We start from the raw sequence: 13,965 nt of genomic DNA on the forward strand, positions 1-13,965 counted from the left end.
CGGCAGGGCTCACCCTTTCCAATTCCTTACAAAAAATTTAAACCCCGCCTGTATAGATATTAATGTAGTCATGAGCAGCAGAGTATAACAATAAGTAATTCCCATAACTGAGCAAGGGTCTTCTATTTAGCAATCAATGCAATACTGGTTTTGGCATACTGGTTAATTGCAATTTTCACCTCATCAAAATTAGGAGCTGAGAATTTTGGTTTATAATTTTTAGAAAATCCAAATCCTTCTGTCGGATAACCAATCATATTTCTATCACATTTTCCGTTATTATTCAAGTCTTGATAAACCGCAATAGCATAATCGCCATCCGGTAGGTTTTTGAACGTGTAGAGCACTTTATTTTCTGTAGCTTTTACTTTTGCGGTGGCAATCTGTGACTCACTATCAAGAAACCCTTTCTCTTTATCGTACAATCCAAAAAAAACAGATCCTTTACCGGGTTTTACGCCCGATACTTCAACGCTGAAATTATGTTGTGCAAACAGTGCCGAATTAACTGCCACAAGTACTATCAAGCTTATCATTTTAATTTTCATAATTTATATTATTTAGGATTTAAAATAGAACATTTTCTAGTTTCTCTTTCTCTAATTGGTTAAAAAAGTGATTCATTTTTTTAACATTCCCTTTTTTAAACGCCTGATAGGGTTCTGATTGTGAGAGCAGCCATTTTTTTATAATACTTTTAAAAATAAAGGTGATTTTTTTTTGGAGAGGATGAATTTTCTCGCGGACCATCTCGAAATAATCGTTCAAATTTTGCTGTCGAAAACCTATAATATTATTTAAATCTTCACCATCTTTTAAAATCCCGCAGTGAAAATTTTTCTCTGCAAACGCCTTTTGTGGAAAATCAGCTTCGCCTAAGCCAAATTCAGCAAACATTTTGTCTAGAAAAGATCCATAAGTAATAACACAATCCTCTCCCCCTCCCAAATTGAATATTTGCTTCTCTAGTTTTTTTTGGTTTTCAATTGCTTTAGCAAAAGCTCTACCCGTATCTTTTGGCGTGCAGATTTCCATTGGTGTATCCAGCGGCATGTGAAACATCAATTTGGATATCTTATGGTTCCCCATAATTGCAGCCAGACGAAAAATACTCCATGATAATTTGGATTTCCTAATCAACGACTCACACAACACCTTTGTTTCTCCATACTGATCTCCCGGACTGGGCTGCAAAATATCATCGACACTTATCTGGGGATTCTTCATCCGATCACCATAAACTGAAATACTGGAACTGAAAATCAAATAACAATCCGGTGAATTCTTCTCTAAAGCGTAAATAAGATTTTCGGTCCCTCTCACATTGACACTGTAAGCCATCTCCGGATCTATATCTGCAAGAGGTGGAATGACCGCTGCCAAATGGATAGCTACATCCTTATTTTGGGTAACTTTTAGCACTTCTTCTCTATTGCTGATGTCACCATAAATAATCTCTACACGAGATCGAAAGGGAGCCAGTTTTTTTACTGAATTTTGGGTTTTTAGATCAAAAACCGTTATTTCATAATCTGTATGCTCAACCAAATGCTGCAAGGTTTCAAATCCTACAGTTCCAGATGCACCCGTCAGAAGTATTTTTTTTCGTGATATCTTGTTTTCCATTTTTTTTAATTTAACATTTATCTTTTTCAATCTGCTTAATTTTTTGATGAAAAAGCTATATTTGTTATACAATATGTTCGATATTTAACTTTGTGTTCTTTTTTGATTACTATGTAAATCTATTAAAGAAGAATGTATTTGCTGTTTCAAAAAAGGGTACTACTGTACTTTAGCGAACAAAGACTACTGCTTTTGTAGCGTATATAAAATAATTTGTGATGGATTTAAGAAAAGACAGAAGGGTTCAGTATACTAAAAAAATATTGCGTGAGGCATTATTTAGTTTGCTGCACGAGAGGGAATTGAGCGAAATTACCATAACCGAACTGTGTAAAACAGCCGATGTCAACCGCAATACATTTTATCGGCATTATAATATTCCGCTGGATATACTGCTTGAAATAGAAAATGATGTTTTTGAAAAACTCTCAGCGGTTTTGCGTAAAAGCACCAATATGGATGATGTAATACTGCTTAGCTGCCAGTTACTGGAAAGCGATAAGCAGATGAGTAAAATTGTGTTTACCAAAGCGGATGGAAGCGGAATTCTGTCGCGAATCCTGAGAAGTGTTCGGAATAATTTTCCAGTTGAAAATCAAATAGAACTTACTGCCGAAGTAAAGCCTTTTACTGAAATGGCATACCAATTTGGCGAAAAAGGAAGTATTGCTGTCATCAAAAATTGGATCGAAAATGATTTCTCTATTCCTGCTGAAAGTATTGCACAAATGATAAGTTATCTGGTAAATAAACTCAATAAATTATAGCAATTTTTATAAGCCTTCAGAATTCCAAAAAAAAATTAGCTTACTTCTCATCTTTAATGTTAGTATGCCTAACGGGTTTATATTTGGAGCATAACAAATGGCTGAGAGAAAAACAGCAAGTTCTTTCATTAAGTTGCAAATTTGTTCACTGTCTTTTTCTACAGCTTTTCTAATGGTTATATCATTTTTTCAGGATTTTAGGCAAGCAGTTCTATATTTTCATACCCTTTCTCACTAGAAATATAGCTTTTCAACGAGGCTATTGTATCACCTTCTTTTCCAAATGAAAATGTAATTTCACTCTCCCTCGCATTAGAAAAAGTCCGGGCAATGCCCTTTTTAATAAAATAGATATGACTTATTTAACACGCCTGATTCCTAAGAATGGATTGCAATGCATAATTTGGTAAAAGCTTGTGCAATAATACAAAAAACAGCGGCTGCGGTATCAAACAAATCCTCAATTACGTTAATATAAACATAATTAAAAACTCGTTTTTTGATTCCTTATTATTTAATGCACTACATTTGGCAAAATTAAATATTTAAGATGCAAGAAGGTACAGTAAAATTTTTCAATGAAGAAAAAGGTTTCGGATTTATTACTCCTAATGATGGAGGAAACGAAGTTTTTGTTCATGTTTCAGGTCTATCAGAAAATATTCGTGAAAACGATTCAGTTCGATATGATATTCAGGAAGGCCGCAAAGGTCCAAACGCAGTAAACGTAGTGATAGCATAACATACTATAGCATTAGTTTATATAAGCACTTGTCTAGACAGGTGCTTTTTTATTTATATCAATTGAATACATATTTATGAATACTTAAATCAGCTTTTTAAGCATGCCGTCAAATATAAAACCATGAAAAGGCAGGACAGCATACCAGTATAACTTCCCCATAATTCCATTGGGTTTAAAAGTGGCAGCCTGATATAAGGTATTGTTGATTATTTTAAACTCCAGCCAGGCTTCACCCGGAAGTTTCATCTCCGCATATAAAACCAGTTTGCCCTGCTGCTTATCGGCATATACCACCCTCCAGAAATCCAGTGCATCCCCTGCGTGTATTTCCTTTTTATTTGTTCTTCCCCTTCTGGTTCCCACACCGCCAAAAATCTTATCGATAAACCCGCGCAGATCCCAAAGCCAGTCGGCATAATACCATCCTGTCTCTCCTCCTATTGACCAGATTCGTGCAATTGTATATTCCCTGTTTATTATTGTTCCTTTTCTTCTATCGATATAACAGCCCCTTTTTGGGACTTTTAAATATTGGGAAACATTTCCTTTGAACTGTCCGCTTATGCGCGAATCTTTCCAGCTGGAAACGATATCATCATCACTAATCTTTTTCAAAGCTCTCTCTAATGCCTGCCGGTAAGAGATAGGTGTAACTCCCAGTAAACGATTAATCCTGTTATCGCTGCAAATAACTTCTACTTTCATACTGCTGACCAACGCTGATGCCAGTTTAAAAGAAGTTGACGTGACAAAATACAGCCAATAAGACGATAATTTCGGGGTCATCACCGGTACCGTATAAATGTATCTTTGGAGTTTTTTTGCTTTGGCAAACTCCAGCAGCATTTCTTTGTAGGTCAATATATCAGGTCCTCCAATATCAAAACTTTCATTATAGGTCAATGGATTTAAGAGCGACCTAATTAAAAATTCCAAAACATCGCTTATAGCAATCGGCTGGCATTTGGTATTGAGCCATTTTGGGGTAATCATAATAGGCAGTTTATCCACCAGATCGCGTATTATTTCAAAAGAAGCACTTCCTGATCCTACTATTATTCCCGCCCTGAGTACAGTTGATGGAACTGCTGCGGTTCTTAAAATTTCTTCTACAGCCTTTCTTGACGATAAATGCTTGGATAATGACTTATCATTTACAATTCCGCTGAGATAAATAATCTGTTTTGCATTTGTCTGGTTTATTTTTTCGATAAAATAATTTGCCGAAATGCTTTCCAGCTGATCATAATTAGAAGCGCCGGACATCGAGTGAATCAGGTAATACGCCGCATCTATATCATCGGGAATATTTTTAAGACTTTCCGGATCCAGAAAATCAACTTCGATGACCTGTATTTTATTTTTAAATTTTTCAGGAAAATAGAACCTGTTTTTATCCCGGACGCAGCAGATTACTTCATTTCCATGATCCAGTAACAAGGGCAGAAGCCTTTTTCCGATATAACCTGTTGCGCCTGTTAAAAGAATTTTCATGTTATGTTGTATTTACAGTTTAAAACTTACCAAACCATAATCCATGGCGAAAACCTGACCCGAAATTGAGGCTGCATCTTCAGAAATAAGATAGCCAGCCATCCGGGCAACTTCCTGGGGTTTCAGATAATTTTTCAAAGGGTGGCGCTCCATCATGTTTTCCTTCATCCTGTCGTTTCTTAAAATAGATCCTGACAAAGAAGTCTCCGTGATAGTCGGGGCAATAGCATTGATGCGAATTAACGGGGCAAGTTCAGCACCCAGCGATTTAACGATTCCCTCTACTGCTGCTTTGCTGGCCGCAATACTGGAGTGAAAAGGCATTCCTAGTTTTGCCGCAACGCTGCTGAATAAAACAATAGAAGGATTTTTGCCTTTTTTTAATGCAGGCAGATAATGCTGAATCATTTTGACGGCTCCTATCACGTTAATTTCAAAATCATTTCTGAAATCATCAAGGCTTAAGCTCAAAATGGGCTTAAGGTTTATGGAACCCGGACAATAAATCAAAGCATCAATATTTTCAAATTCAGGCAAAGCATCCCGCAACACATCGACTGTAAAATGACTAAAATTAGGATGGATCACATCAGGAGCTGTTCTGCTGATATTGAAAACCCGGCAATTTTCCAGCTGCTGTATTAAAACAGCATTCCCAATTCCTTTACTGCCCCCGACAATTACAATAGTTTTCATTTTTTTAAGATTAAATTTAAGAAACGGTATAATTGTTTTTACTGCAATTTTTAAAAAATAAGATATTATTGATTAATTATCAAAAAACTTAAGTGTGTTTTCGTGTAAGATAATATACGAATGTTAAAGGTAATAATTGTTTAACTATTTTTAATAAATATTAAACAAAATAAAAAATATTTTATATAATTTAGCGATGCTCTCATTAATTCTCAACCGGGAATCCTTCAAAAATACGATTATGAAAAAAATAAAACGACAATTTGCAGATCGTGACCTGGACCGCATTATTGAAATGGCATGGGAAGACAGAACTCCCTTTGAAGCCATTGCCTACCAGTTTGAACTTCAGGAAGCGGATGTAAAAGCCATAATGAAGAAAGAACTGAAATTCAGCAGCTATACACTTTGGCGCAAAAGGGTTGAAAATTGTAAAACAAAGCACATGCAGAAACGCAGTGCAGGAATTAACCGCTTTAAGTGCAAAGAGCAGCGGGCCATTTCCAATAATAAAATAGCAAAGCAAAAGTAACCTGCTTATCATTATTGGAATTATGGTACACTATATTGAATCCGTGTAATAGTAAAGTTTTAAAAACCAATAGCTTCGCCATAAGAACCGCACTAATTAAACCTAACCGCTATGTATCAAAATCCAAACCTTCTGCAAAATATAATTGACTCTATTCCACTGCCCATTGGGGTGTATGTGGGAGATAACCTTAAAATTGAACTGGCCAATGCCGCCATGATCAAAACGTACGGAAAAGGAGATAATGTACTTGGAAAATCCTATTTTGAGATTGTTCCCGAAATTGAAAAACAGCAGATTTTCGAACAGGCATTAAATGTACTTAAAACCGGAACAGCCTTTCATGCTATAGGTAAAAAAGTAGATTTGGTAATACAGGGCATTATGACCGAACACTATTTTAATTATAGTTTTATACCCTTGTTTGATGATCAGGGAAAAGTGTATGGTGTACTTAATACCGGCGCTGATGTAACGGATTTCCAGCTGGCAAAACAAGAAGTACAAAACTCGAATGAAAGACTTAAAATGGCTATTGAGAGTTCCGGAATAGGAAGTTACGAAATAGACCTTGCTACAAAAAAAATTAAAACATCCGGAAATTTCAATGCTATTTGCTCCATTGAAAGTGAAGCAACCAGTGAAGATTTAATAGCAAAACTTGATCCTGATGACCTGCCTGCACGTGAAAAAGCACATGAAGAAGCTAAAACAACCGGAAGAATAAGCTATGAGGCCCGAATTGTCAATACTGACAAATCCGCCCGCTGGACTAAAATTAATGGTAAGATTATAAATGATGAGGATGGCAATCCAAAAACTATCATTGGAATTATCCAGGATATCCATGAGCAGCGGGAATTTGAGGAAGAATTAAAAAAACAAGTATCCAGCCGTACCGATGAACTCATACGCTCCAATAATGACCTGATGCATTTTGCCAGCGTGGTCAGTCATGATCTTCGCGAACCAGTGCGGAAAATTAAAATTTTCAATACCCTTTTGAGAAATGATATAGAAGACAATGTTAATGAAAAATCAAAAAAATACCTTCATAAAGTAAGCCAGTCTGCCCAAAGAATGGAAAATATTATCGAGGGGATTTTGACCTATTCTACCCTGGACAAAACCTTACAGCATATCGAAACCATAGATCTTAATGAGATTATTGAAAATATAAAAATAGACCTGGAACTGATCATAAAAGAAAAAGATGCAATTTTAGTTACCTGTGATCTTCCTGAGATTGAAGGAGCGCCAATTCTAATTAACCAGCTTTTCTATAACCTATTGCAAAATGCCTTAAAATTTTCAAAAGCAGATCAGCCGCCAAGGGTAATCATCACCTGTACTGCTGAAAATATTGACGGCGTGGATTCTTTAAAAATTACAATCAAAGATAATGGTATTGGTCTGGATAGCGAATTTGCAGAAAGAATATTTACTGCCTTTGAAAGATTACATTCTAAAAGTGAGTATGAAGGAAATGGCCTTGGCCTTGCTCTATGCAGAAAAATAGCAAAAAGACACAGCGGGACTATCACGGCTGCAGGAGAAAAGGATAACGGAGCTGAATTTATTGTAACACTACCACTTAAACAGACAGCAAATACTATATAAAAAATTAACATCCTTGATGGAAACAATTATTCTGTTCTGAACTAAATGATCGATGATACGCTTAAGGATTATGCTTAATACTAAGATATTTCTTTTAAGTTGAATCTCCTGAAATCCAAAGGTGAAATGCTCGTATATTTTTTAAAATATTTTACAAAATAAGAGTCATCATCAAAACCCAGACAATAGCCAATCTTACTGATGTTGTAATTAGTATCAAGGAGCATTCTTTTTGCTTCTACAATAATCCTTTCGCAGATAATCTCAGAAGGACTCTTATCTAATAATTGACTCGTAAGACCCGATAATGTTCTGGATGAGATCTGCATAAGTTCTGCATAATGGGAGACTTTAAATTCTTTTTTATAATTTTCCTCTACGAGATTAACAAATTTTATCAATTGGAGCTGCTTTTTATCCTCAGGTAAAAACCGGCGCCCATCAAGTATATTTTCTTTTTCCCATCTGTACTGAACCTGAATTAGAAATACTTTGAGGTAAGATCTTAAAAGCTCTTCATGGCTATTTTCATTTTTATCTGTTAATTCATTTTTAATTAGCTTTAAATATTCATCTAAAATAAAGGTATCATCTCTGGCAAGCAAACAAGATGGCTCTTTGCGATTATGCAACAGGCTGTGTTTCGAAAAAAAAGCAATATCCTTGTTGTTCTGTATCAAAAACTCTTCATTAAACTGAATTAAAACTCCGCTGTAATTGGTATTCCTATCGAAATAATGAACATCATCTTTAGTCAAAAAGAAAAGAGTATTTTCATCAACATCATATGCTTTCAGATTAACAAAATATCTGCCACTCCCCTTTTTAAACCAAATGATCTGATAGTGTTTTTCAGCATTAGCTTTCCTTCTTTTTTTATCATATTTTTTTAAATAATTATCAATTTCATATAGAGAAAACCTTGGCACATTGTGCTGATATTGATTTAAATGATACTCAGGAGTATTATTGGTATCCTTGCTAATTTTTTGCATTCACAGCGATTAAAAAATTTACGATTGCCTGAGAGTAAAACCTTCATTAATAATGAGATTTTACTCCCTGCATTTACTATTTCTCACTCTTTATTTGTATTACAACTTTACCTTTCGCACGGCCGCTTTCTACATATTGCAAGGCATCATTGGTTTGTTCAAAAACAAATACTTTATCTACTACAGGTTTAATAACTTCAGCTTCTATAAGATTAGTAATTTCCTGAAGCTGACTTCCTTCGGCCCTCATAAATAGAAAACTAAACTTAACCTGCTTTTTTTCAGCCTTACTTCTTGTCGAAAAACTAAGCAGTGTTGTAATCATTCTAATATACCATGGCAAGCCCATTTCTTTGGCAAATTCGTGTGTCGGCGGTCCTGAAATAGAAATGATCTTACCGTCTGGCTTTAAAATGTTTAATGATTTTTCAAGTGTTTTTTGATCCTGGCTGTTTACTACAACATCATAATCTTTAAGTATATGTTCAAAATCATGCGTTTTGTAATCGATCAGTACATCAGCGCCCAGGTTTTTAAGGAATTCAAAGCTCTTATCACTTGCAGTTGTGGCAACTAGTGCGCCAAGATATTTTGCCAGCTGTATGGCTACAGTCCCCACACCGCCTGAACCTGCCTGTATGAATACTTTCTGCCCCTTTTTTAAATCTACACGCTCAACCAACGCCTGCCATGCGGTTAGTGCTACTAATGGAATAGATGCAGCTTCGTTCATAGAAATGTTTTTGGGTTTGAATGCCACATCTTTTTCATTTATGGCAATATACTCGGCAAAGGTTCCTACATGGTAATCTGCAGGTCGCGAATATACTTTGTCACCAACTTTAAATTTCTTGACATTTTTCCCTACTTCGGTAATGATTCCGGCAACATCATGACCAAGAATCATAGGCAGTTTATAAGGAAGTATCAATTTAAATTCACCTTTTTTAACTTTTGAGTCCAGGAGATTAACACCTGCTGAATAGACCTCAATCAAAACATCGTTGTTACCTACAACAGGAGTTGGAACATCTGCAATTTCAAGAGCTCTTTTAGTATATTTATTTATGATAAATGCTTTCATATTAGTTTTTTAAAAGTTGATGGCTCTTCTTCGGATTAATTAATTTAAAGGCTGTTTTTGGGAAAAACCTATTAATTAGGTTAAACAGTTTTGCGTCGCCCACACGTATTGTATAATGTTCTTTTTGAAGCCCGGCAATAAGGCCTTTTACCATTTCTTCAACAGATATTTTTTTATCTTTCCGGTCTGCAGTCATTTCTGTAGCAACCAGCGGCGGAATCAGTTCAAATATTTTTACATTACTTCCTATAATTTTCAAATGTTCACGAAGTGATACCGTGTAAAATGCAAGTGCAGTTTTAGAAGATGAATAAGTAGCCTCTACCAGCGACGGACTCTGACTAAGTATTGATGTGGTATTTATTATCGCTGCTTCTTTTCTTGATTGAAGCATGTTCATAAAGATGTTGTTAAGCCTTACTACCCCCAAATAATTCACTTCCATTTCGTAGGCAGCACCATCAGTATGTTTGTCATTTGCAATGCCTAAATTTGACGGTGGTACAAGTACAGCAGCATTATTATACAAAATATCAATACCACCCAATTCTTCTACTTTGTTAAAAAGAAATTTGACCTCTTCTTTATTTGCTACATCACTTTGAATTGTTGTGATAGCAGGATTTGCTTTCTTAGCAGCATCAAGTTTGGCCTGATTTCTTCCGGTTACGATTACTTTAGCACCAATTGCCAAAAACTGTTTGGCTGCTTCAAGTCCAATGCCGGATGCTCCGCCGGTTATTAATATAGTTTTGCCTTGTATCTTCATTATGATTTATTTAAAAATTATTTTTTATAAACTTCACTATTTTAGACTTTTTAGTATATTCTATAATATACTTTTTAGTATATTTTTAATCAAAAAAAAATTATATTGTATATTGTTCTAATTCAGACTTTAGACTATTAACAAGTCCCTGCATTGGCTTTGCTGTTCCCATAACTCTGCACATTACTATACCACCTTCAACCGATGCTACTAATTTAAACGCAAAGACAACAGGATCAAGTTTATCGGAAAACTCACCAATATTAATCCCTTCCTGAAGTAAACCCGCTAATTCCTGCTGACCGCTTCTAAATACTTTGGCAACTTTCTCTTTTATAAGCGGATAATTATCATCTGCTTCTACAGCAGTATTTAGTATAGGACAACCACCGGAAATATAAGTTTCAATTGGGTCTTTATAAAAATCCAAAAATGCAAACACTTTGCCTTTAATTGTTTTTGCCTGATAAACCGCTGCTCTAATTCTGTCTGAAATCATTTTCAAGGACAAGTCAATAACCTGATCTGATAAATCTTCTTTATTTTCAAAATGACCGTAAAGGCAGCCCTTGGTAAGTTTTGTAGCTTCCAGGATATCATCAATATTTACTCCCGAGATACCTTTTTCATTATAAAGAGGTACTGCAGTTTCGAGTATAAATTGTTTTGTTCTTTCGGCTTTACTTAGCATTAATAATTAATTAGGGAACAAATATACTAAAAAGTATATTTTAAAATAAAGATTAGAAATGTTTTTTTTTGATTTTCGAAAAATCCTTAAATAACATATAGAATTTTGTCCTTTTGAGGTGACTAAAACCAAAGTTTTGAGTTTATTTATATTCAGATAATAGAGTTTAAAAAAAAAAATCTTCTTACCAACTCTTGTTTTTATCTTCTAAATATTAAAAAATGTTGAATAACTGATTTCATTCCTATATATCGGCTGGAAAATATTGGAAGACTAAAGCAATCTCTGAATTTATAAATTATTTTTCCAAAACTTTATTTATTACGTATCGGAATCTTAAATACAGTAAGGCAGATGATGTTAACAATCCCAGAGTCAAACCATACCAGATTCCCTTTACTCCTCCATCGAAATAAATTCCTAAAACATAAGCCACAGGTAGGCCAATAAGCCAATAAGCAACAAAGGTTATCAAAGTAGGAACGTTTACATCTCCCATTCCTCTTAGTGTTCCCAGTCCAACAACCTGTGTACCATCAAAGAGCTGAAACAGCGCAGCAATTATCAATAAATGTGCAGCCAGCGCTACGACACTTGCATCATTTGTTATTAAGTAAGGTAGATATTGATTAAAGAGTGTGAAAATTACCGCAAAGAACATCATAAAAATGATAACTAAATGATAAGACGCATACGCAAACTTCTGAAGTCTTTTGTAGTTTTGATTTCCGAAACTATTTCCGACTTTAATAGTTGCCGCCGATGCAATTCCTCCTGCCATCATATAGGTCATTGCCGCAAGGGTTATTGCTGTTTGATGAGCAGCCTGTTCTGTTGCGCCTATATTGCCAGCCATTAAAGCTGCAACTGCAAATACTCCAATTTCAAAAACATACTGCATCGCCACAGGCAATCCTATTTTTACAACTTTTAGAATTTTTGAAAAATCAACAAACTTAACAGCGAAATGTTTTATATAAACCCTAAAATTCTCTGATCGAAGCACATACCACATCATGACCAACATCATTAAAACACGATCTATCAATGTTGCAATTCCTACTCCCTGAACTCCCATTGGCTCAATTCCAAACATTCCCTTTACCAGAATGACTGCAATAATTACATTGAGTACATTTCCCCATATCGTGATAGACATTGCTTGTTTTGTAAAACCCAGTCCTTCTGCAAATTGTTTAAAAGTCTGAAATATCATTAAAGGCAGAATAGATAAACTTAAAATAAGCAAGTAAGGTTTTGCTGTTTCTACCACCTGAGGATCCTGATCTGCATGTTGCATCGCAAACATAGAACCATAATATACTATTAAAAAAAGAAAAATTGCAGCTGCGACATTAAGCCATAAACTGTTTGACAGAAGCTCGGCACATTCCTTAAAATTTGATTTTCCATTTTCCTGAGCAATTAAAGGGGTCAATCCGTAGGCGACGCCTAATCCAATTACCAAAACAACCATGAAAACAGAATGAACAAGAGAAACTGCCGCCAAAGATATCGTTCCGGCATAATGCCCTATGATAATGGTATCGAAAGTCTGTACCAGGGTATGCCCTAATTGAGAAATTACAACAGGTCCTGCAAGTGCTATTGTACTTTGGTAATATATCTTATTGGATTTGTATTTTTTGAACATATTAAAAATTTAACTGCTTCAAAGCAGATTGAATGTATTGAAATTAGTATACTTCAAACTTTAATTTTAAAGTATAGCAATTATTTTATTGTAAATTTATATTATTCTGTAATAACCCAATTAAAATACTATGAAAATATACCATTTTGGTAATCTGAAAGGAACTGGCCGCTGGTTATTCTGTCTGAGTTTTGAAAAATCGCATCATGTGTCCGGGTTCCGAAAATTGAAGGCCATAGGCTATCTCAGCAATAGTTTTCCCGGAATGTATCAGGTCATTCTTTATTTCAAAAAGCAGTCTCAGTTTTAAGAGTTCTGTGGCGGTAACATTAAACTGCTTTTTTACACAATCGTTAATTGTAATCCTGCTCACATTTAATAAATCGGCATAATAGTCAATACGCTGCTTCTTCTAAAAGAGTTTTCACATCAGCAATTAGTCTTGTGGTTTCCTTTGGATTTGTACCATCGTAAACCCCGCGAACATGCCTGTCTTTATCTATCAGCAGAAATCCGCCGCTGTGTACAAAACCTCCCGGCTCATTTTTATCAGGATATGCAGTCGCAAAATAGCTTTCGGTTGCAATTTTATAGATGCTGTCTCTGTTTCCCGTAACAAAATGCCAGTTCTTTTTTATATCATTATCTACCGTATAAGCTTTGAGGCGCGGTATAGTATCATGTTCCGGATCAATGGTATGAGAAAGAAACAATACCTTATCATTGTTTTTGTAAACGTCGTACACTTTTTTAAGCTGTGTATTCATTTTTGGGCAGATCGAAGGACATGAAAGAAAAATAAAATCGGCTATATAGATTTTCCCTTTAAAAGTATTATTGTTTATCTGCAGACTATCCTGATTGGTAAACGAAAAATCTTTAATACGAGGATATTGGGTTTCATTTCCTTTTACTATCGGATTTCCTAAAATTGGCAGTTTCTCCTGTGCTTTCTCACACGATATTACAAGTAGAGAATGCAAAAGAATCAAAGCTATTTTTTTCATATTTTTATTATTTAAATATTTAATCCAGCAGATTATGTTATAAACTGCTGACTTGTTTGCATGTATAATTTCAATGAAGATTGATCAATAAAATCCTTTCGGTTTTCAAATAAGAATTGCCAAGCCAATAACAAAAGCGTTGAATGAAGTTGTTGTTATAGCTTGATGAGGTACATAACTTTACAAAACCAACTGTCAAAAACTTTTAAATTTTCAATTTAATCTTTGAGTTTTGTCAAGAATAAATGAATACTTAAAAATCAATTGAGTTTATAGCAATGGTAG

Annotated in this window: 15 protein-coding genes; 4 read left to right on the plus strand and 11 right to left on the minus strand. The window is 34.9% G+C overall.

Going from position 1 to position 13,965, the window contains the following annotated elements:
* Nucleotides 1–122: 122 nt before the first annotated feature.
* Together RC62_RS02980 and RC62_RS02985 are read right to left on the minus strand one after the other, a co-directional pair.
* Nucleotides 123–548, minus strand: coding sequence for a DUF2141 domain-containing protein (locus tag RC62_RS02980; RefSeq protein ID WP_055092473.1), 426 nt, complete (start codon nucleotides 546–548; stop codon nucleotides 123–125).
* A gap of 19 nt (nucleotides 549–567) precedes the next feature.
* Complete coding sequence (locus tag RC62_RS02985; RefSeq protein ID WP_245176766.1) at nucleotides 568–1,656, minus strand: NAD-dependent epimerase/dehydratase family protein; 1,089 nt, start codon at nucleotides 1,654–1,656, stop codon at nucleotides 568–570.
* Nucleotides 1,657–1,844: 188 nt separating this feature from the next.
* Between RC62_RS02985 and RC62_RS02990 the strand changes: the two genes are divergently transcribed.
* Both RC62_RS02990 and RC62_RS02995 read left to right on the plus strand, forming a co-directional pair.
* Nucleotides 1,845–2,393 (plus strand): TetR/AcrR family transcriptional regulator, encoded by a 549-nt coding sequence (locus RC62_RS02990; protein ID WP_055092475.1) that lies wholly within the window; start codon nucleotides 1,845–1,847, stop codon nucleotides 2,391–2,393.
* Nucleotides 2,394–2,943: 550 nt separating this feature from the next.
* Nucleotides 2,944–3,135, plus strand: a complete 192-nt coding sequence (locus RC62_RS02995; protein WP_055092477.1) for a cold-shock protein — start codon at nucleotides 2,944–2,946, stop codon at nucleotides 3,133–3,135.
* Between the two features lie 84 nt (nucleotides 3,136–3,219).
* Here the strand turns inward: RC62_RS02995 and RC62_RS03000 are convergent, their stop codons facing one another.
* Nucleotides 3,220–4,632: an SDR family oxidoreductase gene (locus RC62_RS03000; protein ID WP_055092479.1), complete on the minus strand. Its 1,413-nt coding sequence runs from the start codon at nucleotides 4,630–4,632 to the stop codon at nucleotides 3,220–3,222.
* A gap of 12 nt (nucleotides 4,633–4,644) precedes the next feature.
* On the minus strand, nucleotides 4,645–5,328 hold the full coding sequence (locus RC62_RS03005; RefSeq protein WP_055092481.1) for an SDR family NAD(P)-dependent oxidoreductase: 684 nt from the start codon (nucleotides 5,326–5,328) through the stop codon (nucleotides 4,645–4,647).
* Between the two features lie 241 nt (nucleotides 5,329–5,569).
* Here RC62_RS03005 and RC62_RS03010 point away from each other — a divergent pair, with 241 nt between their 5' ends.
* Both RC62_RS03010 and RC62_RS03015 read left to right on the plus strand, forming a co-directional pair.
* Nucleotides 5,570–5,860 (plus strand): TIGR03643 family protein, encoded by a 291-nt coding sequence (locus RC62_RS03010; RefSeq protein WP_055092482.1) that lies wholly within the window; start codon nucleotides 5,570–5,572, stop codon nucleotides 5,858–5,860.
* Nucleotides 5,861–5,971: 111 nt separating this feature from the next.
* The gene (locus RC62_RS03015) at nucleotides 5,972–7,480 is read left to right on the plus strand and encodes a PAS domain-containing sensor histidine kinase (RefSeq protein WP_055092484.1); all 1,509 of its coding nucleotides are present in this window, start codon (nucleotides 5,972–5,974) and stop codon (nucleotides 7,478–7,480) included.
* Between the two features lie 80 nt (nucleotides 7,481–7,560).
* On the opposite strand, the gene RC62_RS03020 is transcribed toward RC62_RS03015, so the two are convergent.
* The 7 genes from RC62_RS03020 to RC62_RS03045 form a co-directional block, all read right to left on the minus strand.
* Nucleotides 7,561–8,475 carry an AraC family transcriptional regulator gene (locus RC62_RS03020; protein ID WP_055092486.1) on the minus strand — a complete coding sequence of 305 codons (915 nt, stop codon included), beginning with the start codon at nucleotides 8,473–8,475 and terminating at the stop codon, nucleotides 7,561–7,563.
* A gap of 76 nt (nucleotides 8,476–8,551) precedes the next feature.
* Complete coding sequence (locus tag RC62_RS03025; protein WP_055092488.1) at nucleotides 8,552–9,559, minus strand: NADP-dependent oxidoreductase; 1,008 nt, start codon at nucleotides 9,557–9,559, stop codon at nucleotides 8,552–8,554.
* 1 nt (nucleotide 9,560) lies between these two features.
* On the minus strand, nucleotides 9,561–10,328 hold the full coding sequence (locus RC62_RS03030; protein WP_055092490.1) for an SDR family oxidoreductase: 768 nt from the start codon (nucleotides 10,326–10,328) through the stop codon (nucleotides 9,561–9,563).
* A 100-nt stretch (nucleotides 10,329–10,428) separates the two neighbouring features.
* The gene (locus RC62_RS03035) at nucleotides 10,429–11,019 is read right to left on the minus strand and encodes a TetR/AcrR family transcriptional regulator (protein ID WP_055092492.1); all 591 of its coding nucleotides are present in this window, start codon (nucleotides 11,017–11,019) and stop codon (nucleotides 10,429–10,431) included.
* A 298-nt stretch (nucleotides 11,020–11,317) separates the two neighbouring features.
* Nucleotides 11,318–12,673, minus strand: coding sequence for an MATE family efflux transporter (locus tag RC62_RS03040; RefSeq protein WP_055092493.1), 1,356 nt, complete (start codon nucleotides 12,671–12,673; stop codon nucleotides 11,318–11,320).
* A 175-nt stretch (nucleotides 12,674–12,848) separates the two neighbouring features.
* On the minus strand, nucleotides 12,849–13,046 hold the full coding sequence (locus tag RC62_RS22615; RefSeq protein ID WP_245176767.1) for a helix-turn-helix domain-containing protein: 198 nt from the start codon (nucleotides 13,044–13,046) through the stop codon (nucleotides 12,849–12,851).
* Nucleotides 13,047–13,068: 22 nt separating this feature from the next.
* Entirely contained in the window at nucleotides 13,069–13,680 is a 612-nt protein-coding gene (locus tag RC62_RS03045) for an SCO family protein (protein ID WP_055092495.1), read from the minus strand.
* Nucleotides 13,681–13,965 lie beyond the last annotated feature (285 nt).

It is taken from the genome of Flavobacterium aquidurense (assembly GCF_001404985.1).
Taxonomy (GTDB): domain Bacteria; phylum Bacteroidota; class Bacteroidia; order Flavobacteriales; family Flavobacteriaceae; genus Flavobacterium; species Flavobacterium aquidurense_B.

What these genes read in the sequence shown, in the direction of transcription:
- RC62_RS02980 (WP_055092473.1), bottom strand. Translation starts at nt 548, where the DNA reads ATGAAAATTAAAATGATAAGCTTGATAGTACTTGTGGCAGTTAATTCG.
- RC62_RS02990 (WP_055092475.1), top strand. Translation starts at nt 1,845, where the DNA reads ATGGATTTAAGAAAAGACAGAAGGGTTCAGTATACTAAAAAAATATTG.
- RC62_RS02995 (WP_055092477.1), top strand. Translation starts at nt 2,944, where the DNA reads ATGCAAGAAGGTACAGTAAAATTTTTCAATGAAGAAAAAGGTTTCGGA.
- RC62_RS03000 (WP_055092479.1), bottom strand. Translation starts at nt 4,632, where the DNA reads ATGAAAATTCTTTTAACAGGCGCAACAGGTTATATCGGAAAAAGGCTT.
- RC62_RS03005 (WP_055092481.1), bottom strand. Translation starts at nt 5,328, where the DNA reads ATGAAAACTATTGTAATTGTCGGGGGCAGTAAAGGAATTGGGAATGCT.
- RC62_RS03010 (WP_055092482.1), top strand. Translation starts at nt 5,570, where the DNA reads ATGAAAAAAATAAAACGACAATTTGCAGATCGTGACCTGGACCGCATT.
- RC62_RS03015 (WP_055092484.1), top strand. Translation starts at nt 5,972, where the DNA reads ATGTATCAAAATCCAAACCTTCTGCAAAATATAATTGACTCTATTCCA.
- RC62_RS03020 (WP_055092486.1), bottom strand. Translation starts at nt 8,475, where the DNA reads ATGCAAAAAATTAGCAAGGATACCAATAATACTCCTGAGTATCATTTA.
- RC62_RS03025 (WP_055092488.1), bottom strand. Translation starts at nt 9,559, where the DNA reads ATGAAAGCATTTATCATAAATAAATATACTAAAAGAGCTCTTGAAATT.
- RC62_RS03030 (WP_055092490.1), bottom strand. Translation starts at nt 10,328, where the DNA reads ATGAAGATACAAGGCAAAACTATATTAATAACCGGCGGAGCATCCGGC.
- RC62_RS03035 (WP_055092492.1), bottom strand. Translation starts at nt 11,019, where the DNA reads ATGCTAAGTAAAGCCGAAAGAACAAAACAATTTATACTCGAAACTGCA.
- RC62_RS03040 (WP_055092493.1), bottom strand. Translation starts at nt 12,673, where the DNA reads ATGTTCAAAAAATACAAATCCAATAAGATATATTACCAAAGTACAATA.
- RC62_RS03045 (WP_055092495.1), bottom strand. Translation starts at nt 13,680, where the DNA reads ATGAAAAAAATAGCTTTGATTCTTTTGCATTCTCTACTTGTAATATCG.